17 protein-coding genes and 1 tRNA gene are annotated in these 25809 nt (G+C 70.9%); 5 read left to right on the top strand and 13 right to left on the bottom strand.

Annotated features, from left to right (window positions below):
- Nucleotides 1-30 precede the first annotated feature (30 nt).
- Nucleotides 31-115: transfer RNA gene (locus A4E84_RS33870), tRNA-Leu, on the bottom strand.
- Nucleotides 116-257: 142 nt separating this feature from the next.
- Between A4E84_RS33870 and A4E84_RS33865 the strand changes: the two genes are divergently transcribed.
- A complete protein-coding gene (locus tag A4E84_RS33865) occupies nucleotides 258-1589 on the top strand; it encodes a DUF2254 domain-containing protein (RefSeq protein WP_062930188.1) in 1332 nt (443 codons plus the stop codon).
- Between the two features lie 227 nt (nucleotides 1590-1816).
- On the opposite strand, the gene A4E84_RS33860 is transcribed toward A4E84_RS33865, so the two are convergent.
- The 3 genes from A4E84_RS33860 to sucC all read right to left on the bottom strand — a co-directional run bounded on the left by A4E84_RS33860 (nucleotide 1817) and on the right by sucC (nucleotide 5762).
- Nucleotides 1817-3358: an aldehyde dehydrogenase family protein gene (locus tag A4E84_RS33860; protein ID WP_062930187.1), complete on the bottom strand. Its 1542-nt coding sequence runs from the start codon at nucleotides 3356-3358 to the stop codon at nucleotides 1817-1819.
- Nucleotides 3359-3735: 377 nt separating this feature from the next.
- Entirely contained in the window at nucleotides 3736-4617 is an 882-nt protein-coding gene (gene sucD / locus A4E84_RS33855) for a succinate--CoA ligase subunit alpha (RefSeq protein WP_062930186.1), read from the bottom strand.
- A gap of 14 nt (nucleotides 4618-4631) precedes the next feature.
- Nucleotides 4632-5762, bottom strand: a complete 1131-nt coding sequence (sucC, locus tag A4E84_RS33850; protein WP_062930185.1) for an ADP-forming succinate--CoA ligase subunit beta — start codon at nucleotides 5760-5762, stop codon at nucleotides 4632-4634.
- A gap of 176 nt (nucleotides 5763-5938) precedes the next feature.
- On the opposite strand from sucC, the gene A4E84_RS33845 reads away from it, so the two are divergent.
- The 4 genes from A4E84_RS33845 (at nucleotide 5939) to A4E84_RS33830 (ending at nucleotide 12529) form a co-directional block, all read left to right on the top strand.
- Nucleotides 5939-7621 carry a thiamine pyrophosphate-binding protein gene (locus tag A4E84_RS33845; protein WP_062930184.1) on the top strand — a complete coding sequence of 561 codons (1683 nt, stop codon included), beginning with the start codon at nucleotides 5939-5941 and terminating at the stop codon, nucleotides 7619-7621.
- A 10-nt stretch (nucleotides 7622-7631) separates the two neighbouring features.
- Entirely contained in the window at nucleotides 7632-8873 is a 1242-nt protein-coding gene (frc, locus tag A4E84_RS33840; RefSeq protein WP_062930183.1) for a formyl-CoA transferase, read from the top strand.
- 4 nt (nucleotides 8874-8877) lie between these two features.
- A complete protein-coding gene (locus A4E84_RS33835) occupies nucleotides 8878-11022 on the top strand; it encodes an acetate--CoA ligase family protein (RefSeq protein WP_062931717.1) in 2145 nt (714 codons plus the stop codon).
- A 121-nt stretch (nucleotides 11023-11143) separates the two neighbouring features.
- Nucleotides 11144-12529 carry an OFA family MFS transporter gene (locus A4E84_RS33830; RefSeq protein ID WP_062930182.1) on the top strand — a complete coding sequence of 462 codons (1386 nt, stop codon included), beginning with the start codon at nucleotides 11144-11146 and terminating at the stop codon, nucleotides 12527-12529.
- A 220-nt stretch (nucleotides 12530-12749) separates the two neighbouring features.
- Here A4E84_RS33830 and A4E84_RS33825 read toward each other — a convergent pair whose 3' ends face one another.
- From A4E84_RS33825 to A4E84_RS33785, 9 genes are all read right to left on the bottom strand, one after another.
- Nucleotides 12750-13802 carry a sugar phosphate isomerase/epimerase family protein gene (locus A4E84_RS33825; protein ID WP_062930181.1) on the bottom strand — a complete coding sequence of 351 codons (1053 nt, stop codon included), beginning with the start codon at nucleotides 13800-13802 and terminating at the stop codon, nucleotides 12750-12752.
- A gap of 81 nt (nucleotides 13803-13883) precedes the next feature.
- Nucleotides 13884-15317: an alkaline phosphatase family protein gene (locus A4E84_RS33820; protein WP_062930180.1), complete on the bottom strand. Its 1434-nt coding sequence runs from the start codon at nucleotides 15315-15317 to the stop codon at nucleotides 13884-13886.
- Nucleotides 15314-16483: a metabolite traffic protein EboE gene (gene eboE, locus A4E84_RS33815; protein WP_062930179.1), complete on the bottom strand. Its 1170-nt coding sequence runs from the start codon at nucleotides 16481-16483 to the stop codon at nucleotides 15314-15316. Before eboE ends, A4E84_RS33820 begins: the two co-directional genes overlap by 4 nt.
- Nucleotides 16484-16486: 3 nt before the next feature.
- Nucleotides 16487-17398, bottom strand: coding sequence for a TatD family hydrolase (locus A4E84_RS33810; RefSeq protein WP_062930178.1), 912 nt, complete (start codon nucleotides 17396-17398; stop codon nucleotides 16487-16489).
- Nucleotides 17398-18153: an EboA domain-containing protein gene (locus tag A4E84_RS33805; protein WP_062930177.1), complete on the bottom strand. Its 756-nt coding sequence runs from the start codon at nucleotides 18151-18153 to the stop codon at nucleotides 17398-17400. The genes A4E84_RS33810 and A4E84_RS33805 overlap by 1 nt, the downstream gene beginning before the upstream one ends.
- Nucleotides 18150-19322, bottom strand: coding sequence for a sugar phosphate isomerase/epimerase family protein (locus A4E84_RS33800; protein WP_237305038.1), 1173 nt, complete (start codon nucleotides 19320-19322; stop codon nucleotides 18150-18152). The genes A4E84_RS33805 and A4E84_RS33800 overlap by 4 nt, the downstream gene beginning before the upstream one ends.
- Nucleotides 19319-20302, bottom strand: a complete 984-nt coding sequence (locus A4E84_RS33795; protein ID WP_062931716.1) for an SCO3242 family prenyltransferase — start codon at nucleotides 20300-20302, stop codon at nucleotides 19319-19321. Before A4E84_RS33795 ends, A4E84_RS33800 begins: the two co-directional genes overlap by 4 nt.
- Nucleotides 20303-20643: 341 nt before the next feature.
- Nucleotides 20644-21864, bottom strand: coding sequence for an inositol-3-phosphate synthase (locus A4E84_RS33790; RefSeq protein ID WP_062930176.1), 1221 nt, complete (start codon nucleotides 21862-21864; stop codon nucleotides 20644-20646).
- An 84-nt stretch (nucleotides 21865-21948) separates the two neighbouring features.
- Nucleotides 21949-25671 carry a ThuA domain-containing protein gene (locus A4E84_RS33785; protein ID WP_062930175.1) on the bottom strand — a complete coding sequence of 1241 codons (3723 nt, stop codon included), beginning with the start codon at nucleotides 25669-25671 and terminating at the stop codon, nucleotides 21949-21951.
- Nucleotides 25672-25809 lie beyond the last annotated feature (138 nt).

Below are 25809 nucleotides of genomic sequence, written 5' to 3'. Positions count from 1 at the left end.
AGAAGATCTCGACCCGCCCGAGCTGGTCTGTGTCCGAGGGGGGACTTGAACCCCCACGCCCGATAAAGGGCACTAGCACCTCAAGCTAGCGCGTCTGCCATTCCGCCACCCGGACCAGGTGTCTGCCGCCTTGCCAGGGGTGTTCCCCGCGGCGACACGGACAACAATACCAAGGTTTCGGAGTGCCTTTCACCTGCGTTTCCGTCCCCCTGGCGGGGGTCCCGGACCTCACGCTCCGATACCTCTAGGGTCGCACCATGAGTGACTGGATGGTTACGCAGAGCTCCTCGGCGGGGCGTCGCCCACGTGCGCTGTCACCGCTCAGGGAACATCTGCGGGACACGTTCTGGTTCGCCCCGACCGCTGCGATGGTGAGCGTGTTCGTGGTCTGGGTGGGGGCGCAGGCGCTCGACACGGCGATCGTCGACGCGCTCCAGGAGGACCGGGACTACGAGACGCTCGACGAGCTGCTGCGGTTCGCGGAGGACGCGAAGGCCGTGGTGAGCGCGGTCGGCTCGGCGATGATGACCTTCATCGGTGTGGTCTTCAGCATCTCGCTGGTGGCCGTGCAGATGGCGAGCGGGCAGTTCACGCCGCGCGTCGTGCGGCTCTTCGTCCGGAGCCGGATCACCAAGGCGACCTTCGCGGTGTTCCTGGCCACCTTCGTGCTGACCCTGCTGGTCCTGACGAGCTTCGACAGTGTCGAGGACCCCCGGGCCGTCACGTCGGTGCCCTTGGTGCAGTCGGTGCTCACCCTCTGCATGGTCGGGCTGAGCCTGCTGCTCTTCGTGCTGTACGTGAACTCCACGCTGAGGCTGATGCGGATCAGCCATGTGATCGCGCGGATCGCCTCGGAGTCGTTCCGGGTGATCGCCTCGACGCCCGTGCCGGCGGTCGGGCAGGAGACCCCCGGCCTGGACGCCGTGACCGCGTGGGTGCCGCACGAGGGCCGGGCCGGGGTGCTGCGGGACGTGCACGTCGCGCGGCTGGTGCGGGCGGCGCGCAGGCACGGGGTCGTGCTGCGGCTGATCCCGCGGATCGGGGACTTCGTCGTGCCGGGCATGCCCGTGCTGGCGGTCCACGGCGGCCCGGTCCCGCCGCGCCGGGTGCTGCGGTACGCGGTCTCGGTGGGGGTGGAGCGGACCTACCACCAGGATCTCGGTTTCGGGCTGCGGCAGTTGTCCGACATCGCGTTGCGCGCCCTGTCGCCCGCGATCAACGATCCGACGACCGCCGTGCAGGCGCTGGACCGTGTCGTCCAGTTCCTGGCAGCGCTGAGCCGACGGCCGCTGGACGCCGCCCTGCACCGGGACCGGGCCGGTGCGGTGCGACTCGTGCAGCCGGTGCCGGACTGGACCGAGCTGGTGGATCTCGGGTTCGCCGAGGTACGGGGATGCGCCGTCGACAGTCCGCAAATCTCCCGGCGCATGCTGGCCGGTCTCGACGACCTGCTCCTGCTCGCACCACCGGAACGCCGCGAGCCGCTGCTGCGTCATCGCGAACTGCTCCGGCAGGCCGTCGACCTGGCGGCCCCGACCGCGTCGGACCGGGACTTCGCCCTGCGCCCGGACCGGCAGGGCATCGGCTGAGCGACGCCTCGGAGCGCCGCGCCGCGTCGCGCCGCGCGCCCGGGACCGGTCCGGGGAGGCCAGGCCCGGGGGCCCGGCCGTGGAGGCCTGGCCCGCCGTGGCAGGCCGCTTACAGACAACAGGCCGCACAGATACGGCGGGCCACGCCCCGTCGGACCGCCACGGCGTCCGACGCCGGCTCCTCACAGCGAACCGCGGGGAACCGGCGCCGGACGCGCCCCCCTACGTCAGGGCAGCAACTGGTACTCCGGGAAGTTCCCCGGCAGCCGCTCCCCCTCAGGACCCCGCGTCACGGCGCGCACCAGCAGGTCACCGCCGACGAACGCGCCGCGCCACGAAGCTCCGAGCCCGCCGAACAGTTCGTCGCGGTCGCCCCGGGAGCGGGGCCTGCCGTGGCCGACCTTGAACGCGCGGATGTGCGGGGCGAGCCGGTCGTACGTCGCCCGGTCGTCCGTGGACAGCGTGGCGACCAGTGCACCGTTGGAGGCGTTCATCGCGGCCAGCAGCTCCGCCTCCGTGTCGACCAGGACGATCGTGTCGACCGGGCCGAACGGCTCCGCGTGGTGCAGCGGAGAGGACGAGGGCGGGTTGAGGAGCGTGACAGGCTGGACGTAGGCGGAGGTGTCCTGGCCGGGCAGGAAGCGGGCGTCGTCGGGCGTGGCGCGGTGCAGCGGTACGGCGCCGCGCTCGATCGCCTCGGCGACCTGGTCCTGCAGTTCCTTCGCCTTGGCCACGTTGATCACCGGCCCGAAGTCCAGCTCCGGGTGAGGGTCGTGCGGGTGCTCCACGGCGAGCGGATGCCCGACCCTGAGCGTACGCACCGCCGGGAGGTACGCCGCCAGGAACGCGTCGAACAGGTGCCGCTGGACGACGAAGCGCGGGTACGCCGTGCAGCGCTGCTTGCCGTAGTCGAAGAGCTTGGGAATCACCGCGGTGAGCGTGTCCCAGTCCGAGTAGTTCCAGATGCCCCAGGTGTTGAGTCCTTCCTGTTCGAGGACGTGTCGTTTGCCGAGGTCGGCGACGGCCGTGGCAACGTCGGCGCCGGTGTCACGGCCGCCGACGAAGGAGACGCAGCCGATCTCGGGCGCCCGCACCAGCGCCTGCGACAGCTCGCCTCCGCTGCCGCTGACGAGGGTCACGGGGATCCCCTCGCGGGCGGCGAGGGCACAGGCCAGGGTCAGACAGGCGACACCGCCGTCGGTCGGGGTCTTGGCGATGACCGCGTTACCTGCCAGTGCCTGGACCAGCACTGCGTGAACGAGCACGCTCATCGGGTAGTTCCAACTGGCGATGTTGGACACCGGGCCGTCCAGCGGGGCGCGCCCGGCGAGCATCGGTTCGATGCCGTCGACGTACCAGCGGACTCCGTCGATGGCCCGGTCGACGTCCGCCTGGGCGAGCCGCCAGGGCTTGCCGATCTCCCAGACGAGCAGCAGCGCGAGCAGACCGCGGTGTTCGGCGAGGGCGTCGAGGGTGGCCGCGACCCGGGCCCGGCGCTCCTCCAGGGGGAGGTGCCGCCAGGCGCGGTGCTGGTCGAGTGCGGCGCAGACGGCCCGGTGGGCGGTGGTTCCGTCCAGGCGTGGCGGGCCGGCGACCGGGCTGCCGTCGACGGGGCTGACGGCGGGCAGGACCCGGCCGTCGTCCTGCCAGGCGCCGTTCCAGAGGTTGAGCGCCCGGTCGTCGCGGAAGGCCTCGGGGGCGACGGCGAGACAACGCCGCCACGCGTCGGGCCAGGACGTGCCGGTCTTGAGGGTGAGGGTGGGTGCCATGCGTTGCTCCGCTCTCGGTGCACAGTCGGGGCGGGGAATTCGGCGGGGGTGGGTGGCCCGGCAATCGGCCGGGGAATCGGCGCGAGTGGGGCGGTGCCGGCCAGGGGGTCGGCGTGCGTGGGCTGGTAAGGGGCCGGGGAGTCGGCGCGGGTGGGCCGACCGGTCATCGGCCAGGGAGTCGGCGCGGGTAGGCCCACCGGTCATCGGCCAGGGAGTCGGCGCGGGTAGGCCCACCGGTCATCGGCCAGGGAGTCGGCGCGGGTAGGCCCACCGGTCATCGGCCAGGGAGTCGGCGCGGGTAGGCCCACCGGTCATCGGCCAGGGAGTCGGCGCGGGTGAACCGACCGGTAAGCGGCGGAGTCGGCGCGGCGGGCCTGCTAGCGACCTTCGAGCCGCGCGAGCACCAGCTTCGCCGTCTCGGTCGGTGTGCTGCCCACGCTCACCCCCACCGCCTCCAGGGCCTCCTTCTTCGCGGCGGCCGTGCCGGAGGAACCGGACACGATCGCGCCCGCGTGCCCCATGGTCTTGCCCTCGGGTGCGGTGAAACCGGCGATGTAGCCGACGACCGGCTTGGTGACGTGCTCACGGATGTACGCCGCCGCCCGTTCCTCCGCGTCGCCGCCGATCTCCCCGATGAGGACGATCAGTTCGGTGTCGGGGTCGTCCTGGAAGGCGGCGAGACAGTCGATGTGCGTGGTGCCGACGACGGGGTCGCCGCCGATGCCGACGCAGGTGGAGAAGCCGATGTCCCGCAGCTCGTACATGAGCTGGTACGTCAGAGTGCCCGACTTGGAGACCAGTCCGATACGGCCCGGCTTGGTGATGTCGGCCGGGATGATGCCCGCGTTGGACTGGCCGGGTGTGATGAGGCCCGGGCAGTTGGGGCCGACGATGCGGGTGCCCTTGTCCTTCGCGTAGGCGGTGAAGGCGACGGAGTCGTGGACGGGGATGCCCTCGGTGATGACGACTGCGAGGCCGATGCCGGCGTCGGCGGCCTCGACGACGGCCGCCTTGGCGAAGGCGGGCGGCACGAAGACCACGGTGACGTCCGCTCCCGTCGCACGCATGCCGTCGGCGACCGAGCCGAAGACGGGCACGGCCCGGTCGTCGAAGTCGACGGTGCGGCCCGCCTTGCGCGGGTTCACCCCGCCGACGACGTTCGTGCCGGCGGCGAGCATCCGCCGCGTGTGCTTCATGCCCTCGCCGCCGGTCATGCCCTGGACGAGGACCTTGCTCTCCTTGGTGAGGTAGATGGCCATGACGTTCCCTCTCCTCAGGCCGTGGTGGCGAGTTCGGCGGCACGGGCGGCGGCGCCGTCCATGGTGGTGACCTGCTGGACCAGCGGATGCGCGTGCTCGTCGAGAACGGCCCGGCCCCGGGCCGCGTTGTTGCCGTCCAGGCGGACGACGAGCGGCTTGGTCAGCCGGACGGTTTCCAGGGCCTGCACGATGCCGTCGGCGACCGCGTCGCAGGCGGTGATCCCGCCGAAGACGTTGACGAAGACGGATTTCACGGCCGGGTCGGAGAGGATGACCGACAGCCCGTCCGCCATCACCTGGGCGCTCGCCCCACCGCCGATGTCGAGGAAGTTGGCCGGCCGCGCGCCACACCCGGCGACCACGTCGAGGGTCGACATGACGAGGCCGGCGCCGTTGCCGATGATGCCGACCTCGCCGTCCAGCTTGACGTAGTTGAGGCCCTTCGCGGCGGCGGCCGCCTCCAGCGGGTCGTCGTGCCCGGTGTCGTCCGCGCCCCAGCGTGCCTGCCGGAAGCGCGCGTTGTCGTCGAGGGTGACCTTGCCGTCGAGCGCGAGGATCCGGCCCTGCGTCGTGCGGACGAGAGGGTTGACCTCGACGAGGAGGGCGTCCTCGCGGACCAGGACCTGCCACAGGCGGACGAGGACGTCGACGGCCTGGGGCGGCAGCCCGGCCGCGTCGGCGATCTCGGTGGCCCTGGCCGAGGTCACGCCCTCGGCCGGGTCGACGGGGATGCGGGCGACCGCCTCCGGCCTCGTGGCGGCGACCTCCTCGATCTCCATGCCGCCCTCGGCCGAGGCGATCGCGAGGAAGCGGCCCGCCGCGCGGTCGAGTACGTAGGACACGTAGAACTCGTCCGCTATGTCCACGGGTTGGGCCAGCATGACCTTGCCGACCGTGTGGCCCTTGATGTCCATGCCGAGGATCTGGCGTGCTGTCAGCTCCGCGGCGGCCGGGTCAGCTGCGAGTTTCACGCCACCGGCCTTGCCGCGTCCGCCGGTCTTCACCTGGGCTTTCACCACGACTCGCCCGCCGAGCCGGCGTGCGATCTCGCGTGCTTCCTTGGGCGAGCCGGTCACCTCGGCCGGCGGCACCAAGATGCCGTGTTCCTCGAAGAGTTCCCTTGCCTGGTGTTCGTACAGGTCCATTTCGGCTCCTGACTGCTGTGTCTTCTGGGGAACGACCCCCAGTCGCCCGAAAATGCCGCACGCCCCCTGGACACCACCCATCGGATGCGGGATAACAAGCTTCATACAGTATTCGTCGACTGTATGCAATGTACTGCGAGCCGCTCCAACCCCCTACGAAGGGACAGGACTTCGCCATGCCCGACGACACCCAGGACTTGATTTCCGGTGGTCATCTCGTAGCCAAGGCGCTGAAGGCCGAGGGAGTCGACCGCATCTACACGCTCTGCGGCGGCCACATCATCGACATCTACGACGGTTGCGTCGACGAGGGCATCGAGGTCGTCGACGTACGCCACGAGCAGGTCGCCGCCCACGCCGCCGACGGTTACGCGCGCATCACCGGCAAGCCCGGTTGCGCGGTGGTCACCGCGGGGCCGGGAACGACCGACGCCGTCACCGGTGTCGCCAACGCCTTCCGCGCAGAGTCACCGATGCTGCTGATCGGCGGCCAGGGAGCCCTCACACAGCACAAGATGGGGTCCCTCCAGGACCTGCCGCACGTCGACATGATGAACCCCATCACCAAGTTCGCGGCGACCGTGCCCGACACGGCCCGTGCCGCGGACATGGTGTCCATGGCGTTCCGCGAGTGCTTCCACGGCGCGCCCGGCCCCTCCTTCCTGGAGATCCCGCGCGACGTGCTGGACGCCAAGGTCCCCGCCGCCAAGGCGCGCGTGCCGCAGGACGGCGCCTACCGCGCCTCGACCCGCTCGGCCGGCGACCCCGAGGCGATCGAGAAGCTCGCCGACCTGCTGGTGCACGCCGAGAAGCCGGCCATCCTGCTCGGCAGCCAGGTGTGGACCACCCGGGGCACCGAGTCGGCCATCGAACTCGTCAGGACCCTCAACATCCCCGCCTACATGAACGGCGCGGGACGCGGCACCCTCCCGCCCGGCGACCCACACCACTTCCAGCTCTCGCGCCGGTACGCCTTCTCCAACGCCGACGTCATCGTCATCGTCGGTACGCCCTTCGACTTCCGCATGGGCTACGGCAAGCGGCTGTCGCCGGACGCGACCGTCGTGCAGATCGACCTCGACTACCGCACCGTCGGCAAGAACCGCGACATCGACCTCGGCATCGTGGGCGACGCCGGGCTGGTCCTGAAGTCCGTGACCGAGGCGGCCTCCGGGCGCATCAACGGCGGCGCCTCCCAGCGCAAGGAGTGGCTGGACGAGCTGCGGGCCGCCGAGCAGACCGCCCTGGAGAAGCGGCAGCCGAATCTGAAGTCCGACGCCTCACCCATCCACCCCTACCGCCTGGTCAGCGAGATCAACGACTTCCTCACCGAGGACTCCATCTACATCGGCGACGGCGGCGACATCGTCACCTTCTCCGGGCAGGTCGTCCAGCCCAAGTCGCCCGGGCACTGGATGGACCCGGGGCCCCTCGGCACGCTCGGCGTCGGCGTCCCCTTCGTGCTCGCGGCCAAGCAGGCGCGGCCCGACAAGGAGGTCGTCGCGCTCTTCGGCGACGGCGCCTTCTCCCTGACCGGCTGGGACTTCGAGACGCTCGTCCGCTACAACCTCCCGTTCGTCGGCATCGTCGGCAACAACTCCTCCATGAACCAGATCCGCTACGGCCAGGCCGCCAAGTACGGCAAGGACCGCGACCGGGTCGGCAACACCCTCGGCGACGTCCACTACGACAAGTTCGCCCAGATGCTGGGCGGTTACGGCGAGGAGGTCCGCGACCCCGCCGACATCGGCCCGGCCCTGCGGCGCGCCCGCGAGTCCGGCAAGCCGTCGCTGATCAACGTCTGGGTCGACCCCGACGCGTACGCCCCCGGAACCATGAACCAGACCATGTACAAGTGAGGTGCCCCCGATGACAGCTACCTCCACCAAGGCCCTCGAAGGCGTCCGTGTCCTGGACATGACCCACGTCCAGTCCGGGCCGTCGGCGACCCAGCTGCTCGCCTGGCTCGGCGCGGACGTCGTCAAGCTGGAGGCTCCGACCGGCGACATCACGCGCAAGCAGCTGCGTGACCTCCCGGACGTCGACTCCCTCTACTTCACGATGCTCAACTGCAACAAGCGGAGCATCACCCTCAACACCAAGACCGAGCGCGGCAAGGAGATCCTCACCGAGCTGATCCGGCGCTCCGACGTCATGGTCGAGAACTTCGGCCCGGGCGCGGTGGACCGGATGGGCTTCACCTGGGATCGCATCCAGGAGATCAATCCACGAATCGTCTACGCCTCCATCAAGGGGTTCGGCGAGGGCCCGTACACCAACTTCAAGGCGTACGAGGTCGTCGCGCAGGCCATGGGCGGGTCGATGTCGACCACCGGTTTCGAGGACGGACCGCCGCTGGCGACGGGGGCCCAGATCGGGGACTCGGGGACGGGTGTGCACGCCGTGGCGGGCATCCTCGCCGCGCTCTATCAACGGGAGCGCACCGGGCGCGGGCAGCGGGTCAACGTGGCCATGCAGCACGCCGTACTGAACCTGTGCCGGGTGAAGCTGCGGGACCAGCAGCGCCTGGCACACGGGCCGCTCGCTGAATATCCCAACGACGACTTCGGCGACGAGGTTCCCAGGTCCGGAAACGCGTCCGGCGGCGGCCAGCCGGGCTGGGCGGTCAAGTGCGCGCCGGGCGGCCCGAACGACTACGTGTATGTCATCGTGCAGCCCGTCGGCTGGCAGCCGATCAGCGAGCTCATCGGCCGGCCCGAGCTGGCCGACGACCCCGAGTGGGCGACACCCGAGGCGCGGCTGCCCAAGCTCGGCAAGATGTTCCAGCTGATCGAGGAGTGGTCCTCGACGCTGCCCAAGTGGGAGGTGCTGGAGCGGCTCAACGCGCGCAACATCCCGTGCGGGCCGATCCTGTCCACCCGGGAGATCATCGAGGACCGTTCGCTCGCCGCCAACGACATGGTCGTCACCGTCCCCCACCCCGAGCGCGGCGACTTCGTGACCGTCGGCAGCCCGCTCAAACTGTCCGACTCCCCCGTCGAGGTGACCAGCTCCCCCTTGCTCGGCGAGCACAACGAAGAGGTCTACGTCGGCGAACTCGGCCTCGGCGACGAGGAAGTGCGCCTGCTCAAGTCGAACGGAGTGATCTGACGTGATGGCGGAAGACCGGGTCCTGCGGGTGCGGTCCCTCCTGCAGTCCGTGCGGGCCGAGGGACGGACCGCGCTGACCGCGCCCGAGGGCAAGGTGATCGCCGACGCGTACGGGATCGCCGTGCCGGGCGAGGAACTGGCGACGGACGTCGACGAGGCCGTGGCGTTCGCGGCACGCTTCGGCGGGCCCGTCGTGATGAAGATCGTCTCGCCGGACATCCTGCACAAGACCGACGCCGGCGGGGTGATCGTCGGGGTCGAGGGCGCGACCGACGTACGGGCCGCCTTCCACACCATCATCGACAACGCACGCGCCTACGACGCCGATGCCCGCATCTCGGGCGTGCAGGTGCAGGAGCTGCTGCCGAAGGGGCAGGAGGTCATCGTCGGCGCGGTCACGGACCCGACGTTCGGGAAGGTGGTCGCCTTCGGGCTCGGCGGGGTGCTCGTCGAGGTCCTGAAGGACGTCACCTTCCGGCTCGCGCCGGTGACCGCCGACGAGGCGCTGTCGATGCTGGACTCGATCCGGTCGGCGGAGATCCTGCGCGGGGTGCGCGGCCAGGCGGCCGTGGACCGGTGGGCCGTCGCCGAGCAGATCCGCCGGGTCTCGCAACTCGTCGCGGACTTCCCAGAGATCGCCGAGGTGGACCTCAACCCGGTGATCGCGACGGCGGAGGGTGCCGTCGCGGCCGACATCCGGGTGATCCTCGCCGAGTCGCAGCCCGCGCCGCGCCGAAAGTACTCGCGCGACGAGATCCTCGCGTCGATGAGCCGACTGATGCAGCCGGGCTCGGTCGCCGTGATCGGCGCCTCCAACGAGCAGGGCAAGATCGGCAATTCGGTGATGCGCAACCTCATCGACGGAGGGTTCGCCGGGGAGATCCATCCGGTGAATCCCAAGGCCGATGACATTCTGGGCCGCAAGGCGTACAAGAGTGTCACGGACGTTCCCGGTGAGGTGGATGTGGCGGTCTTCGCGATTCCCGCCAAGTTCGTGGCCTCGGCCCTGGAGGAGGTGGGACGCAAGAAGATCCCGAACGCCGTGCTCATCCCCTCCGGGTTCGCGGAGACCGGCGAGCACGAACTCCAGGCGGAGATCGTGGCGATCGCCGAGCGGCACGGCGTACGGCTGCTGGGGCCGAACATCTACGGCTACTACTCCACCTGGCAGGACCTGTGCGCCACGTTCTGCACGCCGTACGACGTCAAGGGCGGGGTGGCGCTGACCTCGCAGTCGGGCGGCATCGGCATGGCCATCCTGGGCTTCGCCCGCACCACCAAGACGGGGGTGTCGGCGATCGTCGGGCTCGGCAACAAGTCGGACCTGGACGAGGACGACCTGCTGACCTGGTTCGGCGAGGACCCGCACACCGACTGCATCGCGATGCATCTGGAGGACCTCAAGGACGGCCGCGCCTTCGTGGAGGCCGCCCGGGCGACCGTGCCGAAGAAGCCGGTGGTCGTGCTGAAGGCCGGGCGGACGGCGGCGGGGGCCAAGGCGGCCGGTTCGCACACCGGGGCCCTGGCCGGCGACGACGCCGTGTACGACGACATCCTGCGGCAGGCCGGGGTGATCCGGGCGCCGGGGCTGAACGAGATGCTGGAGTACGCGCGCGCGTTGCCGGTGCTGCCCGCTCCCCAGGGCGACAACGTCGTGATCATCACGGGCGCCGGCGGCAGCGGTGTGCTGCTCTCCGACGCGGTGACCGACAACGGGCTGTCCCTGATGGAGATCCCGCCTGACCTGGACGAGGCGTTCCGGAAGTTCATCCCGCCCTTCGGGGCCGCGGGCAACCCGGTGGACATCACCGGGGGCGAGCCGCCGTCGACGTACGAGGCGACGATCCGGTTGGGTCTGGAGGACCCGCGCATCCACGCGCTCGTCCTCGGCTACTGGCACACCATCGTCACTCCTCCCATGGTCTTCGCGGAGCTCACCGCGCGCGTGGTGGCCGAGTTCCGGGAGCGCGGGATCGAGAAGCCCGTGGTGGCGTCGCTCGCGGGGGACGTGGAGGTCGAGGAGGCCTGCCAGTACCTCTTCGAGCGCGGGGTCGTGGCGTATCCGTACACGACCGAGAAGCCGGTGGCCGTGCTCGGCGCGAAGTACCGCTGGGCGCGGGAGGCGGGGCGGCTGGGGGGCGGTACATGAGGTGAGTGAGCGGGGGCCGGCCGACGGTGCGCGTCGGCCGGCCCCGGGAGCCGCACGCGCACGAAAGGCATGGGACAGGGGGCGCTGGCCAGATCTTTCGACGCAAGGGGTGCGACACGACATGACAACGACCGATCTGCCCACAACGGTTCCCTACCGGGAGGTCACCGACGCGAACGGTCGCGTCTACCGCCTCGGTGAGACCGACATCGACATCATGGGGCGCAAACGCAAGTGGATGGTGATCCTGCCCTGGATCGGCATGATGGGCATCTCCTCCGCCGAGTACGCGTTCGCGTCGGCCGAGGAGACCCTGCACACGGCGCACAGCTGGAACAGCATGCACATCTTCTGGATGATGACCGTGTGGGTCTTCTTCCAGGCGGCAGTGGCCTTCCCCGCGGGCAAACTGCGTGAGAGCGGGAAACTGCCGGCCCGCTGGGCCATGATGCTCGGCGCCGTCGGCACGCTGCTGGGCTACCTGTCCCTCGCCTTCGCGCCGCACGTGGTCTTCGCCTACATCGGCTTCAGCATGTTCAGCGGCATGGGCGCGGGCATGGTGTACGCCACCTGCGTCAACATGGTCGGCAAGTGGTACCCGGAGCGCAAGGGCGGCAAGACCGGCTTCGTCAACGGCGGTTTCGCCTACGGCTCGGTGCCCTTCGTCTTCCTCTTCAACGGCTACATGGACCTGACCAACTTCCGCTGGGTGCTGGTCGCGGTGGGTGTGTTCCTGGCCGGGATGGTCGCGTTCTCGGGCTACTTCTTCAAGGACCCGCCGAAGAACTGGTGGCCCTCCACGATCGACCCGCTGAACCCGCCGGACGACCCGCGCGCGGCCCGTTCGATGCGCATGAACCCGCCGGCGGTGCGCCAGTACTCCCCGAAGGAGGCCTGGAAGACCGGCCGGGTCGCCCTGATGTGGTTCTGCCTGGCGTGCACGTCCGGCGTGAACATCTTCGGTATCGCCTTCCAGGTGGAGATCGGCGAGGAGGCCGGGTTCGCGGGCGGGATCGTCGCCACGGCCATGTCCCTGAAGGCCATCGTCAACGGCACCGGCCGCGGTGTCATCGGCTGGCTCTCCGACCTGTACGGCCGCAAGCGGTGCCTGCTCGTCGTCTGCGTGATCCTGGGCCTGTCCCAGTACGGCATCCTCTGGTCGGCGAACGCCGAGAACCTTCCGCTGTTCCTGGTCTTCTCCTCGATCTCCGGCTTCGGCGGCGGCGCCATCTTCCCGATGTTCGCCGCGCTGACCGCCGACTACTTCGGTGAGAACAACAACGCGTCCAACTACGGCATGGTCTACAGCGCCAAGCTCGTCTCCGGCCTGGGCGCCGGCATGGGTGCCGTGGTGGTCGGTGCCTGGGGGCACTCCGGTGCCTTCATCCTGGCCGGCTCCATCTCCCTCTTCGCCGGCTGCGTGGCACTGTTCCTGACCCCGCCGGGACGCGACAAGGAAACGCACATCTCCCCCAACCCGCAACCGCTCGGCGAGGACACGACCTGACATGACGTCGGATCCGACCGCTGCACGCAGTCCTTTCGCACCGTCCGCCGCCGTACACCGTCCCCGTCGTCGAACGACCGACAGCCACCCCCTCGTCCACCGCCTCGGCAGGACGCTCGGGGTCGTCCCGGGCCGGGTGCGGCCCGCGGGCTGACGACCTCCCGAACGTGAGGAGGCCCTTCCCCGGCCGGGGAAGGGCCTCCTCACGTTCGGGAGGTCGTCAGCACTTCTCCCTCAGGGAATGCAGGTGCGCGCTGGAGCGGCGCGCGAACGTGAAGGACTCGGCCGGGTTGTCGTGCTCGGCCTGCCAGTGGTGGGCCATGCGGTGGCCGCGCAGCCGGGTCACGGCGGAGATGAACCGCTGGTAGTCGATGTCGCCGTCGCCGACGTCGGTCATGCGGTAGCCGTACGGGTTCGACGGGTCGCTCTCGCCGTCCTTCACGTGGAAGAGCGGGTAGCGGTCGGGCTGTCGCAGGACGTAGTTCAGCGGTTCGAAGGGCGCGGGCGTGCCGTCGGGCCGCGTGGAGAAGCGGAACTGGCCGACGTACGCCCAGTAGATGTCCATCTCCAGGTACACGAGGTCGGGGTCGGTCTCCTTGAGCAGGATGTCGTAGAGGCGGATCTTGGGGTTGTCGGTGGCGAAGGAGAACTCCTCGGAGTGGTTGTGCTGGTAGAACTTCATGCCCCGGGCCTTCGCCGCCGCGCCGTACGTGTTGAAGTCCTCGGCGGCGCGCTTCCAGGCGTCGACGGTCGAGCCGTAGCGGAACGGGCCGGCGGCCGTGCCGATGTGCCGGAGGCCGAGGGCCTGGGCGTCGTCGAGGACCTTGGTGAGGTTCTGGGCGAACGTGTAGGCGCCCGGGTCGGAGGAGTAGTAGCCGACGTGGCTGCCGATCGGGTTGAGGCCGTGGTTGCGGGCCAGCCGCTTGAGCTGGGCGAGGGTGATGGGGCCCGCCGAGCCCTGCGTGTAGCCGGCGAACTCGACCTCGTCGTAGCCGTATCGCTCCAGTTCGGCGAAGACGGGGCCGAAGCCGAGGGTGGAGACCTTGTCGCGCAGGCTGTACAGCTGGATGCCGAGGCGGCCGGGCGGCAGGACGGGGCGGCCCCGGCCCTTGGCGCCGGACGCGGTGCCGGTGGATGCCGTCGCGGCGGCGGCGGTCCCGGGGGCCGCGGCGCCGAGCAGGGCAGCGGCTGTGGCACCGGCGGCCACGCCGAGCATGCCTCGTCTGCTGAGGCGGTGGCCGAGTTCGGGGTCGGGCTGGGAGAAGCGGCTCATGCGTGGAACTCCTCGTGATCGCGGGGCGTTGTCAGTGGTGAGTGCTTCACTTGTGACCAGTCGGTACTGAGGGCTGTGACCTCAGGCGAGACCGGCGAGTCGGAGCAGCAGTGACTTCACATCGGTGGCCGCGACGCGGTCGCCGACAGCACGGGGGGTGGAGCAGATGAGGAGCGGACCGTCGTCGTCGCTCGCCGGAAGGCGGCCGTGGCTGCCGCGAATAGGTGAGGGGTCCAGCGGCACGACCGCCATGCGGTAGCGCATGCCGAGCTTCTTGCGCGCCAGTGCGGTGGCCGCCTTGACCTTGACATACGGGTCGAGGGGATCCATGAAGAGTTCGACCGGGTCGTAGCCGGGTTTGCGGTGGATCTCGACGAGTTGCGCGAAGTCGGGCGCGCGGTCGTCGTCGAGCCAGTAGTAGTACGTGAACCAGGCGTCGGGTTCCGCCACGGCGACGAGCTCGCCGGCGCGCGGATGGTCGAGATGATGGCTCTTCTTGCCCTCGTCGTCCAGGAGTTGAGCGATGCCGGGCAGGCCGTCGAGTGCGGCCCTGGTGGCGTCGAGGTCCTCGGGGCGGCGCACGTAGACATGGGCGATCTGGTGGTCGGCGACCGCGAAGGCGCGGGACGCCATCGGGTCGAGGTACTCCATCCCGTCCTGTGTGTGCACCTCCAGCAGACCGGCCCTGCGCAGGGCACGGTTGATGTCGACGTGCCGGTTCACACGGGTGATGCCGTACTCGGACAGTGCGACGACGGTACGGCCTTCGGCGCGGGCGTCGTCGAGCAGCGGGGCCAGGGCGGCGTCCAGGTCGGCGGCCGCCTTCAGGGAGCGCGGGTCGTCGGGGCCGAACCGCTGCAGGTCGTAGTCGAGATGAGGGAGGTAACAGAGCGTCAGGTCGGGGTGCCGGGTGCGGATGATGTGGCGGGTTGCGTCGATGATCCACCGGCTGGAGACGAGGTCGGCTCCGGGCCCCCAGAAGTGGAACAGGGGGAATGTGCCGAACATGTCGGTGAGTTCGTCGTGCAGTGCGGCCGGCCGGGTGTAGCAGTCGGGTTCCTTGCGTCCGTCGGCGTAGTAGACCGGACGGGGGGTGACGGTGATGTCGGTGTCCGCGCCCATGGCGTACCACCAGCAGATGTTCGCGACGGTGTAGCCGGGGTGGGCGCGGCGGGCGGCGTCCCAGAGCTTGTCGCCGGCCACGAGCCCGTTGTGCTGGCGCCACAGGAGGACGTCACCGAGTTCGCGGAAGTACCAGCCGTTGCCGACGATGCCGTGCTCCGAGGGCATGGTGCCGGTGAGGAACGTGGACTGGGCTGCGCAGGTGACGGCGGGCAGGACGGTGCCCAGCGGGGCGCGGGAGCCGGACTGGCCGAGCGTCTTGAGATGGGGCATGTGGTCGATGAGACGGGGGGTGAGGCCGACGACGTCGAGGACGAGGGGCGGGGTGGGGCGGTCCGTGGCGGCCGGGAGCGTGGCGGCAGGGCCCGGGTGCTCATGGGGGCCGGTGCTCATGGCAGCTCCTTCAGGCCGAGGTCGGTCAGCAGGTCGCGGGCGAGGGTGAGTTCGGCGGCGATGCCCTCGGCGAGCTGGGTGCGGCTCCTGGGGCGGGACTCGGGCGGAAGGGCCTGCCAGGTGTAGGTCTCGACCTCCAGGTGGCGGGTGAGCGGGGCCGGGCCGCCGACGAGCCGGGTCAGTGCGGATTTCAGGACCGGGAGGGTGGAGGTGAGAGGTGCGGCGGGGGCCGCGTGCAGCGGGACGTGGAAGTGGGCGCGCCAGGGTGAGGCGTCCGGCAGGGCGTGTCCGGTGAGGGCTTCGTCGAGGTCGTCCGTGGCGCGCAGACCGGCCGCCGTGGCGGTGCGGGTCTGGTGCAGGAAGCGGGGTTCGGCGAAGGCGGCGAGGGCATCGCGGCCCTCGGGGAGATGGGGGTGTTCGGCGTGCAGGGCGGCGGAGAGCTGGGATTTGACGACGCGGACGCGCGCCTCGGTGAGGGCGTCGAAGGCGGCGTGCGGGTCTTCGAAGGAGGTGGCGAGATGGCAGGTGTCGACGCAGATGCCGATACGGTCGTGGCCGATCGCGGTGAGCGGGGCGATGGCGTCGCGGGTGGTCTCGACGACGCAGCCCGGTTCCGGTTCCAGGCCGACGCGGATGGAGCGGCCGGTCAGCTCCTCTATGGCGTCGAGGCGTTCGGCGAGGGTGCGCAGGGCGGTGCGGGCGGTGTCCGCGCGCTCGTCGTCGTACGCGGTGCGCCAGGCGAGGGGCAGCGTGGAGATGGTCCCGTCGGTGACGTCGTCGGGGAGGAGCCCGGCGAGGACGCGGGCCAGGGCGCTCGTGTGGTCGAGGCGTTCCGGGTCGGCCCAGTCCGGCTTGTAGACGCGGTACTTGACCTCCTCGGCCCCGAAGCCCTCATAGGGGAAGCCGTTGAGGGTGACGACCTCAAGGCCGCGCCGGTCCAGCTCCGTGCGCAGCCTGCGCAGTGCGGAGGGGTCGGTGACGAGGGCGTGGGCGGCGTCCTTCGCCAGCCACAGCCCGATGCCGAGCCGGTCGCGGCCCAGGCGGCGGCGGACGGGTTCGCAGTGGTCACGGAGCTGGGCGAGGACGCCGTCGAGGGTTTCGGCGGGGTGGACGTTGGTGCAGTAGGCGAGGTGGACGGTGGAGCCGTCGGGGTGGCGGAAGCGCATGGTTCACGCCTCCGCGGGGGTCACGCGGGCCGGCGTGCCGGGGCCGGTGACCGGCTCGTGCGGATCCCGCGGGGCACCACGCAGGACGGAGTTGCCTTCGTGGGTGGCCTCCGTGCCGGTGACGTCCAGATTCAGGCGGCCGCTGAGCCCGTAGAAGGCGACGGGGTTGCGCCACAGCACCTGGTCGACGTCGTCCTCGTCGAAGCCCTCGGCCAGCATCAGGTCGCCGACCTTGCGGGTCTTGAGGGGGTCGCTCTTTCCCCAGTCGGCGGCGGAGTTCACCAGGACCTGTTCCGTCCCGTGGGAGCGCAGGATCGCGAGCATGCGTTCCTCGTCCATCTTGGTGTCGGGATAGACGGAGAAGCCCAGCCAGCAGCCGCTGTCCCTGGCCTCCTTGACGGTGGTCTCGTTGAGGTGGTCGACCAGGACGCGGTCCGCGGGCAAGGCGGACTCCCGGACGACGTCGAGGGTGCGACGCAGCCCGGCGAGCTTGTCGCGGTGGGGGGTGTGCACGAGGGCGGGCAGTCCGTGGTCGGCCGCGAGCTGCAATTGCGCGGCGAGGGCGGTGTCCTCCGCGGGGGTCATGGAGTCATAGCCGATCTCCCCGACCGCCACGACGTTGTCCTTGACGAGATAACGGGGCAGCTCGTCGAGGACGGGCGCGCAGCGCGGGTCGTTCGCCTCCTTGGGATTGAGGGCGATCGTGCAGTGGTGGGCGATGCCGTACTGCGCTGCGCGGAAGGGCTCCCAGCCGAGGAGCGAGTCGAAGTAGTCGCGGAAGGAGGCGGGCGAGGTCCGGGGCTGGCCCAGCCAGAAGGAAGGCTCGACGACGGCACGCACACCGGCGGCGTACATGGCCTCGTAGTCGTCGGTGGTCCGGGACGTCATGTGGATGTGGGGGTCGAAGATGCGCATCAGGATTCCTTGCCGTGGGGGTGGTCCGTGCCGGGGGCCGGGGTGACGGACTCGGTCAGGTCCAGGACGCGGTACAGGTCCTCGGGGACGGAGCGGCCGGCGGCGGTGCGTTCGGCGGCGTAGTCGGCCAGCATGCGGGCGAGTTCGCCGTCGCCGGAGGCGCGCCGGGGCAGGTCCGCCACGTGGTCGACGGGGACGCCGGTGAACAGGCACTTCAGCACGGCATGACGCCAGGCGTGGGCCGCCAGGTGCCGGGCGGCGTAGGGGCCGACGGCGGCGCTGAGGAGCCGGGTGTCGTTGGTGCGCAGGGCGTCCTCGATCAGCGGGAGGGCTCCCGGGCCGGAGACGAGGTGGGGCAGGGCGTGCAGCACGGCTCGGCGCTCGTCGGCGGTGCCCTGGAAGTACACCCGGGTCAGCGCGTCGGTGCCGGCGCGGGCCGCGTCGAGGATCAGGACCCGTGCCGCGTCGGCGTGTGCGGGACCGCAGCGTCGGCCGGCTTCGGCGAGCCGCAGCTCCCATACGGAGATGGGTCCGTGGAGGCCGGGGTGGGCGGCCGCCTCGTCGAGGGCGTGGTCGAGCCAGGTGCGGGCGGGTGGGTCCAGCTGGGTGGTGAGGTGGTGGCGGAGGTCTGTGAGCGAGGGGCGGGTGGAGGTGGAGACGGTGCCAGGGATGGGTTCGCCGGCGCGGGTTCTGGCGCTCGGAGTGTCCTGGGCGCTCTCGGTTCTCGCCGTGGGAGTGGTGCGGGGGTGGCTCATCTGCTGCTCCCTTCAGGGGCGGTGGAGGGAGCGCCGTGGGGTGGCGCGGTCTGCTGGAAGGCCTCAGCGGGACCGGACGGCACGGTGGCCGCCGTCCGCTCGGCGTGGCGGAGGAACGGCAGGGAGTGCGCGGCGTAGTGAGGGCCGGCATGGGAGTGGCGGGGCAGTTCGACGACGGTCAGGCCCTGGTAACCGGTGGTGGCGAGGGCCGCGAGGACGGGCGGGAAGTCGATCTCCCCCTCGCCGAACGGGAGGTGTTCGTGGACACCGCGCCGCATGTCCTCGATCTGGACGTGCCGCAGCCAGGGGGCGGCTGCCCGCACGCAGTCGGCGGGAGAGAGCGGTTCGAGGCACTGACAGTGGCCGATGTCCAGGGTGAGGCCGAGGGGTTCGGGGTCACCCAGGGCACGGCGGAGGTGGTGGAAGTCGGCCAGGGTGGCGAGGAGGTGGCCCGGCTCGGGTTCGACGGCGAGCGGGGTGCCTGCGGAGGCGGCGGCGTCCAGGACGGGCGCGAGGGACTCGGCGAGGCGCTTCCAAGCGGTGTCGGTGTCGGTTCCCTCCGGCACGATCCCGCTGAAGCAGTGCACCGCGTGCGCGCCGAGGTCGGCGGCGACCCGGACGGCCCGGGTGAGCAGGTCGGTGCGGCGGGCCCGGTCGTCGGGATCGGGGTCCAGTAGGGACGGGCCGTGCTTGCGGCGGGGGTCGAGCACATAGCGGGCACCCGTCTCGACGGTGACGCCCAGCCCGAGGGCGTCCAGCCGCGCTGCGACCCGTCGGGTGCGGGCGGCGAGGTCGGGGGCGAGCGGGTCGAGGTGCATGTGGTCGAGGGTCAGTCCGACGCCGTCGTAGCCGAGGTCGGCGAGGAGCGAGAGGGCGTCGTCGAGCCGGAGATCGGCGAGACCGTTGGTGCCGTAGCCGAAGCGGAGGGAAGGGAGGGTGCCCGGCGGGGCGGTAGTGGTGGCGGCATCCGGCTGCGGGCCGGCGGGGGCTGTTCGCGCAGTTCCCCGCGCCCCTTGAGGCCGGTGGGTCGAAGCGGGCGAGGCAGCAGCCCGAGCGCTGGGCTCGGAGGAGGAGGAAGCGCCCTGGGTGGGGCTGGTGGGAGAGACAGCCCGGGTTGCGTGTGAGGCCCTGGCCTCGCTGGTCTCCGACGTCCGGGCTTCGGGGCTCATGTGACGCTCACCTTCTTCGCGAACCTCGCTCCGAGCGGGGCCAGGGCCGCGATGAGGAGGGCGGTGGCGGTGCCCCGGGAGCGGGCAGCAAGGGTGGCCTGGAGGGGGATGGTGGCGCGGATGCCGGCGCCGACAGCGCGTTGGGTGAGAGGGGGTGAGGGATTCAGGGCGGCGTGGAAGTAGGGCCGGGCGGCCGTCGCCGCGTAGGCGGCTCCGAGGGCGGTGGTGAGCAGCGTCGCGGACTCCTGCCCGGGGTGCCGGGCCGGCCAACGGGGACCCGTCAGCCGCTGGGCGGTCCCAGTCTCCGGCCGGCGGCCTCTCGTCGGCGGGGCGGAGCGACGCGTCACCTGTCGGGTCAGCAGGGCCGTCGTCGCGAGGGCCGCCAAGGGGGCCAGCGGTGAGCCGCCCCGGGCCTCCTGGCGGGAGACCGTGGTGACGGCCAGGGTGTGGGTGCCGAGGAGGGCCGCTGAGGGCAGGGCCGGGCGGGCATCGCCCGTCGTGGCAGCGGCTCCCAGGAGCAGGTCGAGGCCGCGGGCGGCGCCCATGGCCACGGGTCCGGCGGGCGTGTGCTTCAGGCCGAGGTCGTACGCCCAGACGGTTGCCGCCAGGGGCGCGGCGACGGCCAGCGCGGGGCGCCCCGCACGCGCGGCCAGGGCCAGTCCGGCGCCGGTGAGGGCGCAGGCCGCCGTGAGTGCGGCGGCGGGCCGGACGCGGCCGGAGGGCAAGGGGCGGTGCGGGCGTTCGACGGCGTCGAGGTCGCGGTCAGCCCAGTCGTTGAGGGCCATGCCGGCTTCGTAGAGGCAGAGGGAGGAGCCGATGGCGAGCAGGGTGCGGGGACCGGGTGCCGAACCGGCGGCGGCCGCGCCGGCCAGGGCGTCCCCAGGGACGCTGAACAGGGCTGGCAGACGGAGGAGTTCGGCCCAGGCGCGGCGAGGCCGTGAGCGGCCTGCGCCTGGGCAGGGGGCCGTGCCGTCGGCGATGCGACCGGCGGTGCCACTGACAAGGCCACGGGCGGTAACACTGGCGACGCCACGGGCGGTAGCACCACCGCCAGCACCACCGGCGACATCGCCGCGGGCGCCACCGGCAAGGGCACCGTGGGCACCACCGACGAGGCCACCGTCGGTGTCACTGGCTACGCCGTCCTGGGACCCACTGGCGACGCCATCATGGGCCCCACGCGCGACGCCATCATGGGCCCCACGCGCGACGCCATCATGGGCCCCACGCGCGACGCCACCATGGACCCCACAGGCAATGCCTCCAGGGGCGGGGCCCCCGGACGCTCCGTCGAGGCGTCCGCGGGAGTTCCGGCGCAGTGTCACAGCGCTTCCCCCGTCTCCCTCTCCCCGGTGTCCCTCTCCCTCGTCTCCCTCTCCCCGGTGTCCGTCATCGACCGCGCGCCAAGGCCCTCTCCGTCGGCCCGCCCGAGTCTGTGCCCGAACCGGACGAGTTCCTCGTACTGCCCGGACAGTCCCGCGGGCCCCTCCCCCACCGGGTCCTTGAAGTAGAAGCCGAGCGCGCCGAGCGGACCGGACAGCCCTGCCTCGTGGGCGCGGGCGGTCAGTCGGGCCAGGTCCAGCACCAGGGGTGCCGCGAGCGCCGAGTCGCAGCCCTGCCAGGTGGTCTGGAGGACCATGCGGGTGCCGAGGAAGCCGTCGAAGGCGATGTGGTCCCAGGCGGTCTTCCAGTCGCCGAGGGCCGGGACGTCGTCGATGTGGACCTCGCCCTCGGGGACGGTGCCGAGGGTGTCGGCGAGGACGCGTTCCTTGCCGGCGTTCTTCGCCGCCGCGGCGGCCGGATCGGCGAGGGCGGCGCCGTCTCCGCCGCCGAGCAGGTTCGTGCCGGACCAGGCCCGGACCCTCAGCGCCCGCTGCGCGAACATCGGGCCCAGCACGGCTCGCAGCAGCGTCTGCCCGGTCTTGCCGTCCCGGCCGGCGTACGGCAGGCCGCTGTGCTCGGCCTCTCGGGCGGCGACGGGGTGGTGCATGCCCTCGGAGGGGGTGAAGTTGACATAGGGGCAGCCCGCGCGCAGAGCCGCCAGCGCGTACAGGGTGCTGGCCGCGAGTGCGGCGCCGGGCCCCTGGGAGGCGGGTTCGGTGGAGGCGACGTTCACGACCACGGCCCGTTCCAGTGCGTGGCGGTGCACGAAGTCGCGTATGTCGTCGGCGAAGGCCGTGATCAGTTCGGCCTCGCTCCTGGTGTCCCCCGGTGTGGGGCCGCCGGGTCTGATCTCCCGGTCGGCGATGGCCAGTTCGGCCGAGACGGCGGTGGCGACGCCCGGGGGGAGGACGCCTCCGGCGGTGAGGGTCTCGGCGCGTTTGGGCAGGGGGCAGTCGAGCGTGTCGTGACCGCCGAAGACGAGGTCGGACAGCGCGGGCAGGCCGCTGTCGGTGAACGCCGGAGTCTCGGTGACCATGCCGGTGGGCGGGTGCAGGCCCGCGGTGACGGCGGCGCACCCCGTGACGACGGTGGTGGCGACGGAGCCTCTGGCTCCGATCAGCCACACCCCCACACGCGGTCGGGAGAGGGACGCGGACATGGGCAGCCTCCTGATCGTGCGCGAGCCCTGGGGGGAGGGACGGAGACGGCGGGCGGGGGTCCGGCGTCCCCCGCCCGCCGCCGTTCACTGGCCCTGGACGGGCAGTTCCTTGAGCTGGATGTTGCGGAAGGAGACATGGTCGGCGGCGCCGTGGTTCTGCAGGCCGATGTAGCCGTCGGTCAGGCTCCGCTGGGGGGCCTTGTTGGTGAAGTCGTTGATCTTGACTCCATTGAGGAACACCTGGAGGCGTTCGCCCTGGACCTTGATCTCGTAGGAGTTCCACTGGCCGGGCGGCCGCAGAACCTGGTCACGGGCCTTGATGTCGGCCGACTTGAAGGAGTAGACGGAGCCCGTGGTGCGGTCGGCGGCGTCGGTGGCGTCGATCTGGATCTCGTAGCCCTTGTTCACCGCGGACCAGGGGTCGTCGGAGGCGGGGAAGCCCACGAAGATCCCGGAGTTGTCGTCGCCCCGCATCTTCCAGTCGAGTTTGAGCGAGTACGACTTGAGTTCCTTGGCCTGGTACCAGAGCAGTCCCATGCCGCCCTCGGACTCCATCACGCCGTCCTTGACGGTGAACTTGCCGGGTCCGGCCTGCTTCCAGCCGTCCAGGGTCCGGCCGTTGAAGATCTTCCGGTAGTCCTTGCCCGGCTTGCAGTCCGCCTTCACCTGGCCGGTGGCGTACTGGAGGCCGCCGAGCAGGTGGGCGCGGAAGGCTTCCTCGGCGTAGGACTCCTTGGTGTGGCCGCCGCCGGTGTAGAAGGAACGGCCGCCGCCGTAGCTCTGGCACCAGGCGATCGGGTGGTCGCCCTTCATGGTGCCGCCCTGGTAGGTGGTCTCGTCGAGGGTGGCGAGGACCTTGGCCTTCTCACGCGGGTTGGTGCGGTAGTTGTACCACTCGTCGGTGCGCTCCCAGGCGTCGTCCAGGTGCCCGGTGGACGGGTGGTCGTGGTCCTCGACGCGGACGGTGGCCTTCTGGATGGCCGGGTGCGAGTCGAAGTAGGCGCCGACGAGACCGCCGTAGAACTCCCAGTCGTACTCGGTGTCGGCGGCGGCGTGGATGCCCATGTAGCCGCCGCCACCCGCGACGTACTTCTCGAACGCCTGCTGCTGGTCGGCGTTCAGCACGTCACCGGTCGTGGACAGGAAGGCGACCGCGTCGTACTTGGCGAGGTTGGCCGTGGTGAACTGCCGGGGCTCCTCGGTGGCGTCGACCGTGATGCCGGCCGGGCCGCCGAGCTCCTTCAGCGCGGCGATGCCGGCCGGGATGGAGTCGTGCCGGAAGCCTGCGGTCCTGGAGAAGACCAGGACCTTCTTGCCGCCCTTGAAGGGCTCCTTGGAGAACTCGAAGTCGTCCACGTCGAACAGCGCGCCCTCGCCGCCCTTGAAGACCAGGTAGATGTCCGTGGTCTTCTTCGGCAGCGACCGCAGGGGCACGTCGACGTTCTGGAACGTCTCCCAGCCGCCGGTCGGCGGAATGTAGGCCGAGCCGTGCAGCGGCCCGTCGGGCGAGCCGGTGCGCAGCTCGACGAAGCCGCCCGCGCCGCCGGAGGAGGCCCGCACGGTCATCTTCTTCTGCCCGTCGAACCGGTAGGGGGTGAAGGAGATCCAGTCGCCGTCGTTGATGTCGCCGACGGTCTTGCCGCCGTGGGCGCCGGTCTTGGTGATGACCGACACGCCCGCCTGGGTGGTGAAATGCTCGCCCTGGCGGTGCAGCGGCTGGAGGACGGTGCGGGCCGTGCCGGTCAGCTCCTCCTGACCGTTGGCCCCGCCGTCGGTGTAGCCGGCGCCGACGACGCCGTAGATGTTGGCGTTGGGGTCGTGGCCGCCGTCACCGGGGGGCGGGGTCAGGGTGCCCTCACAGCCCATCTCGCTGGTCAGTTCGTGGGCGTGGGAGTCGTGACCCAGGCTGTAGGTGACCTTGACCTTGGAGCAGTCGACGGTCTCCTCGGGGTCGGTGACGGTCACCTTGAACGGAACGGGCTTGCCGAATTCGGCCAGGGCGCCGTTGCCCGGGATGTCGATCCTCACCTTGGGTTCGGTGTTGCCGACGACGATCCGGATGCTGGCGTTGCCGGTGTTGCCCTCGGGGTCCTTGGCGGTGAAGGTCGCGCTGTAGGTGCCGACCTTCTTGTAGCGGTGGGTGGGGTTGAGCCCCTCGCCCTTGGTACCGTCGCCGAAGTCCCAGCTGTAGGTGAGGTTCGTGGAATCGGCGTCCTTGGCGGAGGCGGTGAACTTCACCTTCAGGCCGGCCGCGCCGGACGTCTTGTCGGCGCTGACCTCGGCGATCGGCGAGAAGCCGTCCTCGGCGTTCTCGATCCGGTACAGGGCGGAGTTCTCGTCGCCCTGGAACCAGGAGACACCGTAGTCGAGGACGTAGAGCGCGCCGTCGGGGCCGAACTCCATGTCCATGATCTGGGTGCCGGTCCACGGAAAGTCGTTGATCTTCGCGACGGAGCCGTCCGCGTTCTGCTCGATGCGCTTGATCCAGCGGCGGCCGAACTCACCGGCGAAGAAGTCACCGTCGTACGCCTCGGGGAACTTCACGCTGGAGTTCAGCTCGGGGTCGTAGCGGTAGACCGGGCCGGCCATCGGGGACTCGGAGCCGCTGCCGAACTCGGGCAGGGATCCGCCGTCGTACGGGATCCAGGCGGCCTGCGCGGGCGGCAGGTCGGTGAGGCCCGTGTTGTACGGCGAGGTGTTCTTGGGGGCTGCGCAGTCGAACGGTTCGCCGGACTCCTTGGTGGCGAAGTCGTAGTCGACGTAGGCGTCGTTGTCGCCGGTGCAGAAGGGCCAGCCGAAGTTGGCGGGCTCGGTCACCTTGGCGAACTCGACCTGGCCGCCGGGGCCGCGCTTGGGGTCGGCGGCGCCGGCGTCCGGGCCGTAGTCGCCGACGTAGACGGTGCCGGTCTTGTCGTCGACGCTCATCCGGAAGGGGTTGCGGAAGCCCATCGCGTAGATCTCGGGGCGGGTCTTCTCGGTGCCCGGGGCGAAGAGGTTCCCCTCCGGGACGGTGTACGAGCCGTCCTCGGCGACCTTGATGCGGAGGATCTTGCCGCGCAGGTCGTTGGTGTTGCCCGAGCTGCGGCGGGCGTCGAAGGCCGGGTTGCGGTTCGGCCGGTCGTCGATCGGCGTGTAGCCGTCGGAGGCGAAGGGGTTGGTGTCGTCGCCGGTCGACAGGTAGAGGTTGCCGTCCGCGTCGAAGTCGATGTCACCGCCGACGTGACAGCAGATGCCCCGGGAGGCCGCGACGTCCAGGACCTTCTTCTCGCTGGACATGTTCAGCGTGCCGTTGGCATTGAGCACGAAGCGGGAGAGGCGGTTGACGCCGTCGAACTTCTTGAAGTCCTCGGCGGTCCCGGTCTCCGGGGCGTCGCCCGCGGGGGTGTCGAGCGGCGGGGCGTAGTAGAGGTAGATCGCCCGGTTGTTCTTGAAGTCCGGGTCGATGCCGACGCCCTGGAGGCCTTCCTCGTCGTGGCTGTAGACAGGGATCTTGCCGGCGACCTTGGTGACGCCGCCCTGGTCGGTGAGGCGCAGCGTGCCGTCGCGTGAGGTGTGCAGCACGCTGCGGTCCGGGAGCACGGCGAGCGACATCGGCTCGCCCGTCTCGGGCTCGCCCTTGGCGAGTGGTACCTGCTGGAACTGGCCCTCGGCTGCTGCCGGTTCGTCGTGCTCCGGGTGGCCGGGGTGGGCACCGGCGAAGGTGGCCGGGGTGCCCACGGCGAGGAGCAGGCCGGTGAACAGGGCGACGGTGGTGCGAAGTCCGGGCCGCCTGGGGGCGGCGGTGCTTCTGGATCTGGTTCTGTGCACGAAGTCCCTCCGGGAACGGGGTGGGCCGTACGGGGTGGGTGCGAAGACGTGCGGTGCGGGCGCCGGGGTGCGCCGTCACCCCGGAGGTGCATGTGTCCTGAACACATCAAGGACGGTAACCGCGTCCGTCCGGGGCGA

Source organism: Streptomyces qaidamensis (assembly GCF_001611795.1).
GTDB lineage: Bacteria > Actinomycetota > Actinomycetes > Streptomycetales > Streptomycetaceae > Streptomyces > Streptomyces qaidamensis.
The sequence above is the reverse complement of the archived record's forward strand: the minus strand, read 5'-3'. Positions and strand labels throughout refer to the sequence as shown.

Excerpts from the sequence above, each read along its gene's own strand:
- sucC (WP_062930185.1), bottom strand. The coding sequence starts at position 5,762 with ATGGACCTGTACGAACACCAGGCAAGGGAACTCTTCGAGGAACACGGC.
- A4E84_RS33800 (WP_237305038.1), bottom strand. The coding sequence starts at position 19,322 with ATGAGCCCCGAAGCCCGGACGTCGGAGACCAGCGAGGCCAGGGCCTCA.
- A4E84_RS33860 (WP_062930187.1), bottom strand. The coding sequence starts at position 3,358 with ATGGCACCCACCCTCACCCTCAAGACCGGCACGTCCTGGCCCGACGCG.
- A4E84_RS33835 (WP_062931717.1), top strand. The coding sequence starts at position 8,878 with ATGGCGGAAGACCGGGTCCTGCGGGTGCGGTCCCTCCTGCAGTCCGTG.
- A4E84_RS33790 (WP_062930176.1), bottom strand. The coding sequence starts at position 21,864 with ATGTCCGCGTCCCTCTCCCGACCGCGTGTGGGGGTGTGGCTGATCGGA.
- A4E84_RS33805 (WP_062930177.1), bottom strand. The coding sequence starts at position 18,153 with ATGAGCCACCCCCGCACCACTCCCACGGCGAGAACCGAGAGCGCCCAG.
- A4E84_RS33830 (WP_062930182.1), top strand. The coding sequence starts at position 11,144 with ATGACAACGACCGATCTGCCCACAACGGTTCCCTACCGGGAGGTCACC.
- frc (WP_062930183.1), top strand. The coding sequence starts at position 7,632 with ATGACAGCTACCTCCACCAAGGCCCTCGAAGGCGTCCGTGTCCTGGAC.
- eboE (WP_062930179.1), bottom strand. The coding sequence starts at position 16,483 with ATGCGCTTCCGCCACCCCGACGGCTCCACCGTCCACCTCGCCTACTGC.
- A4E84_RS33820 (WP_062930180.1), bottom strand. The coding sequence starts at position 15,317 with ATGAGCACCGGCCCCCATGAGCACCCGGGCCCTGCCGCCACGCTCCCG.
- sucD (WP_062930186.1), bottom strand. The coding sequence starts at position 4,617 with ATGGCCATCTACCTCACCAAGGAGAGCAAGGTCCTCGTCCAGGGCATG.
- A4E84_RS33810 (WP_062930178.1), bottom strand. The coding sequence starts at position 17,398 with ATGCGCATCTTCGACCCCCACATCCACATGACGTCCCGGACCACCGAC.
- A4E84_RS33865 (WP_062930188.1), top strand. The coding sequence starts at position 258 with ATGAGTGACTGGATGGTTACGCAGAGCTCCTCGGCGGGGCGTCGCCCA.
- A4E84_RS33825 (WP_062930181.1), bottom strand. The coding sequence starts at position 13,802 with ATGAGCCGCTTCTCCCAGCCCGACCCCGAACTCGGCCACCGCCTCAGC.
- A4E84_RS33845 (WP_062930184.1), top strand. The coding sequence starts at position 5,939 with ATGCCCGACGACACCCAGGACTTGATTTCCGGTGGTCATCTCGTAGCC.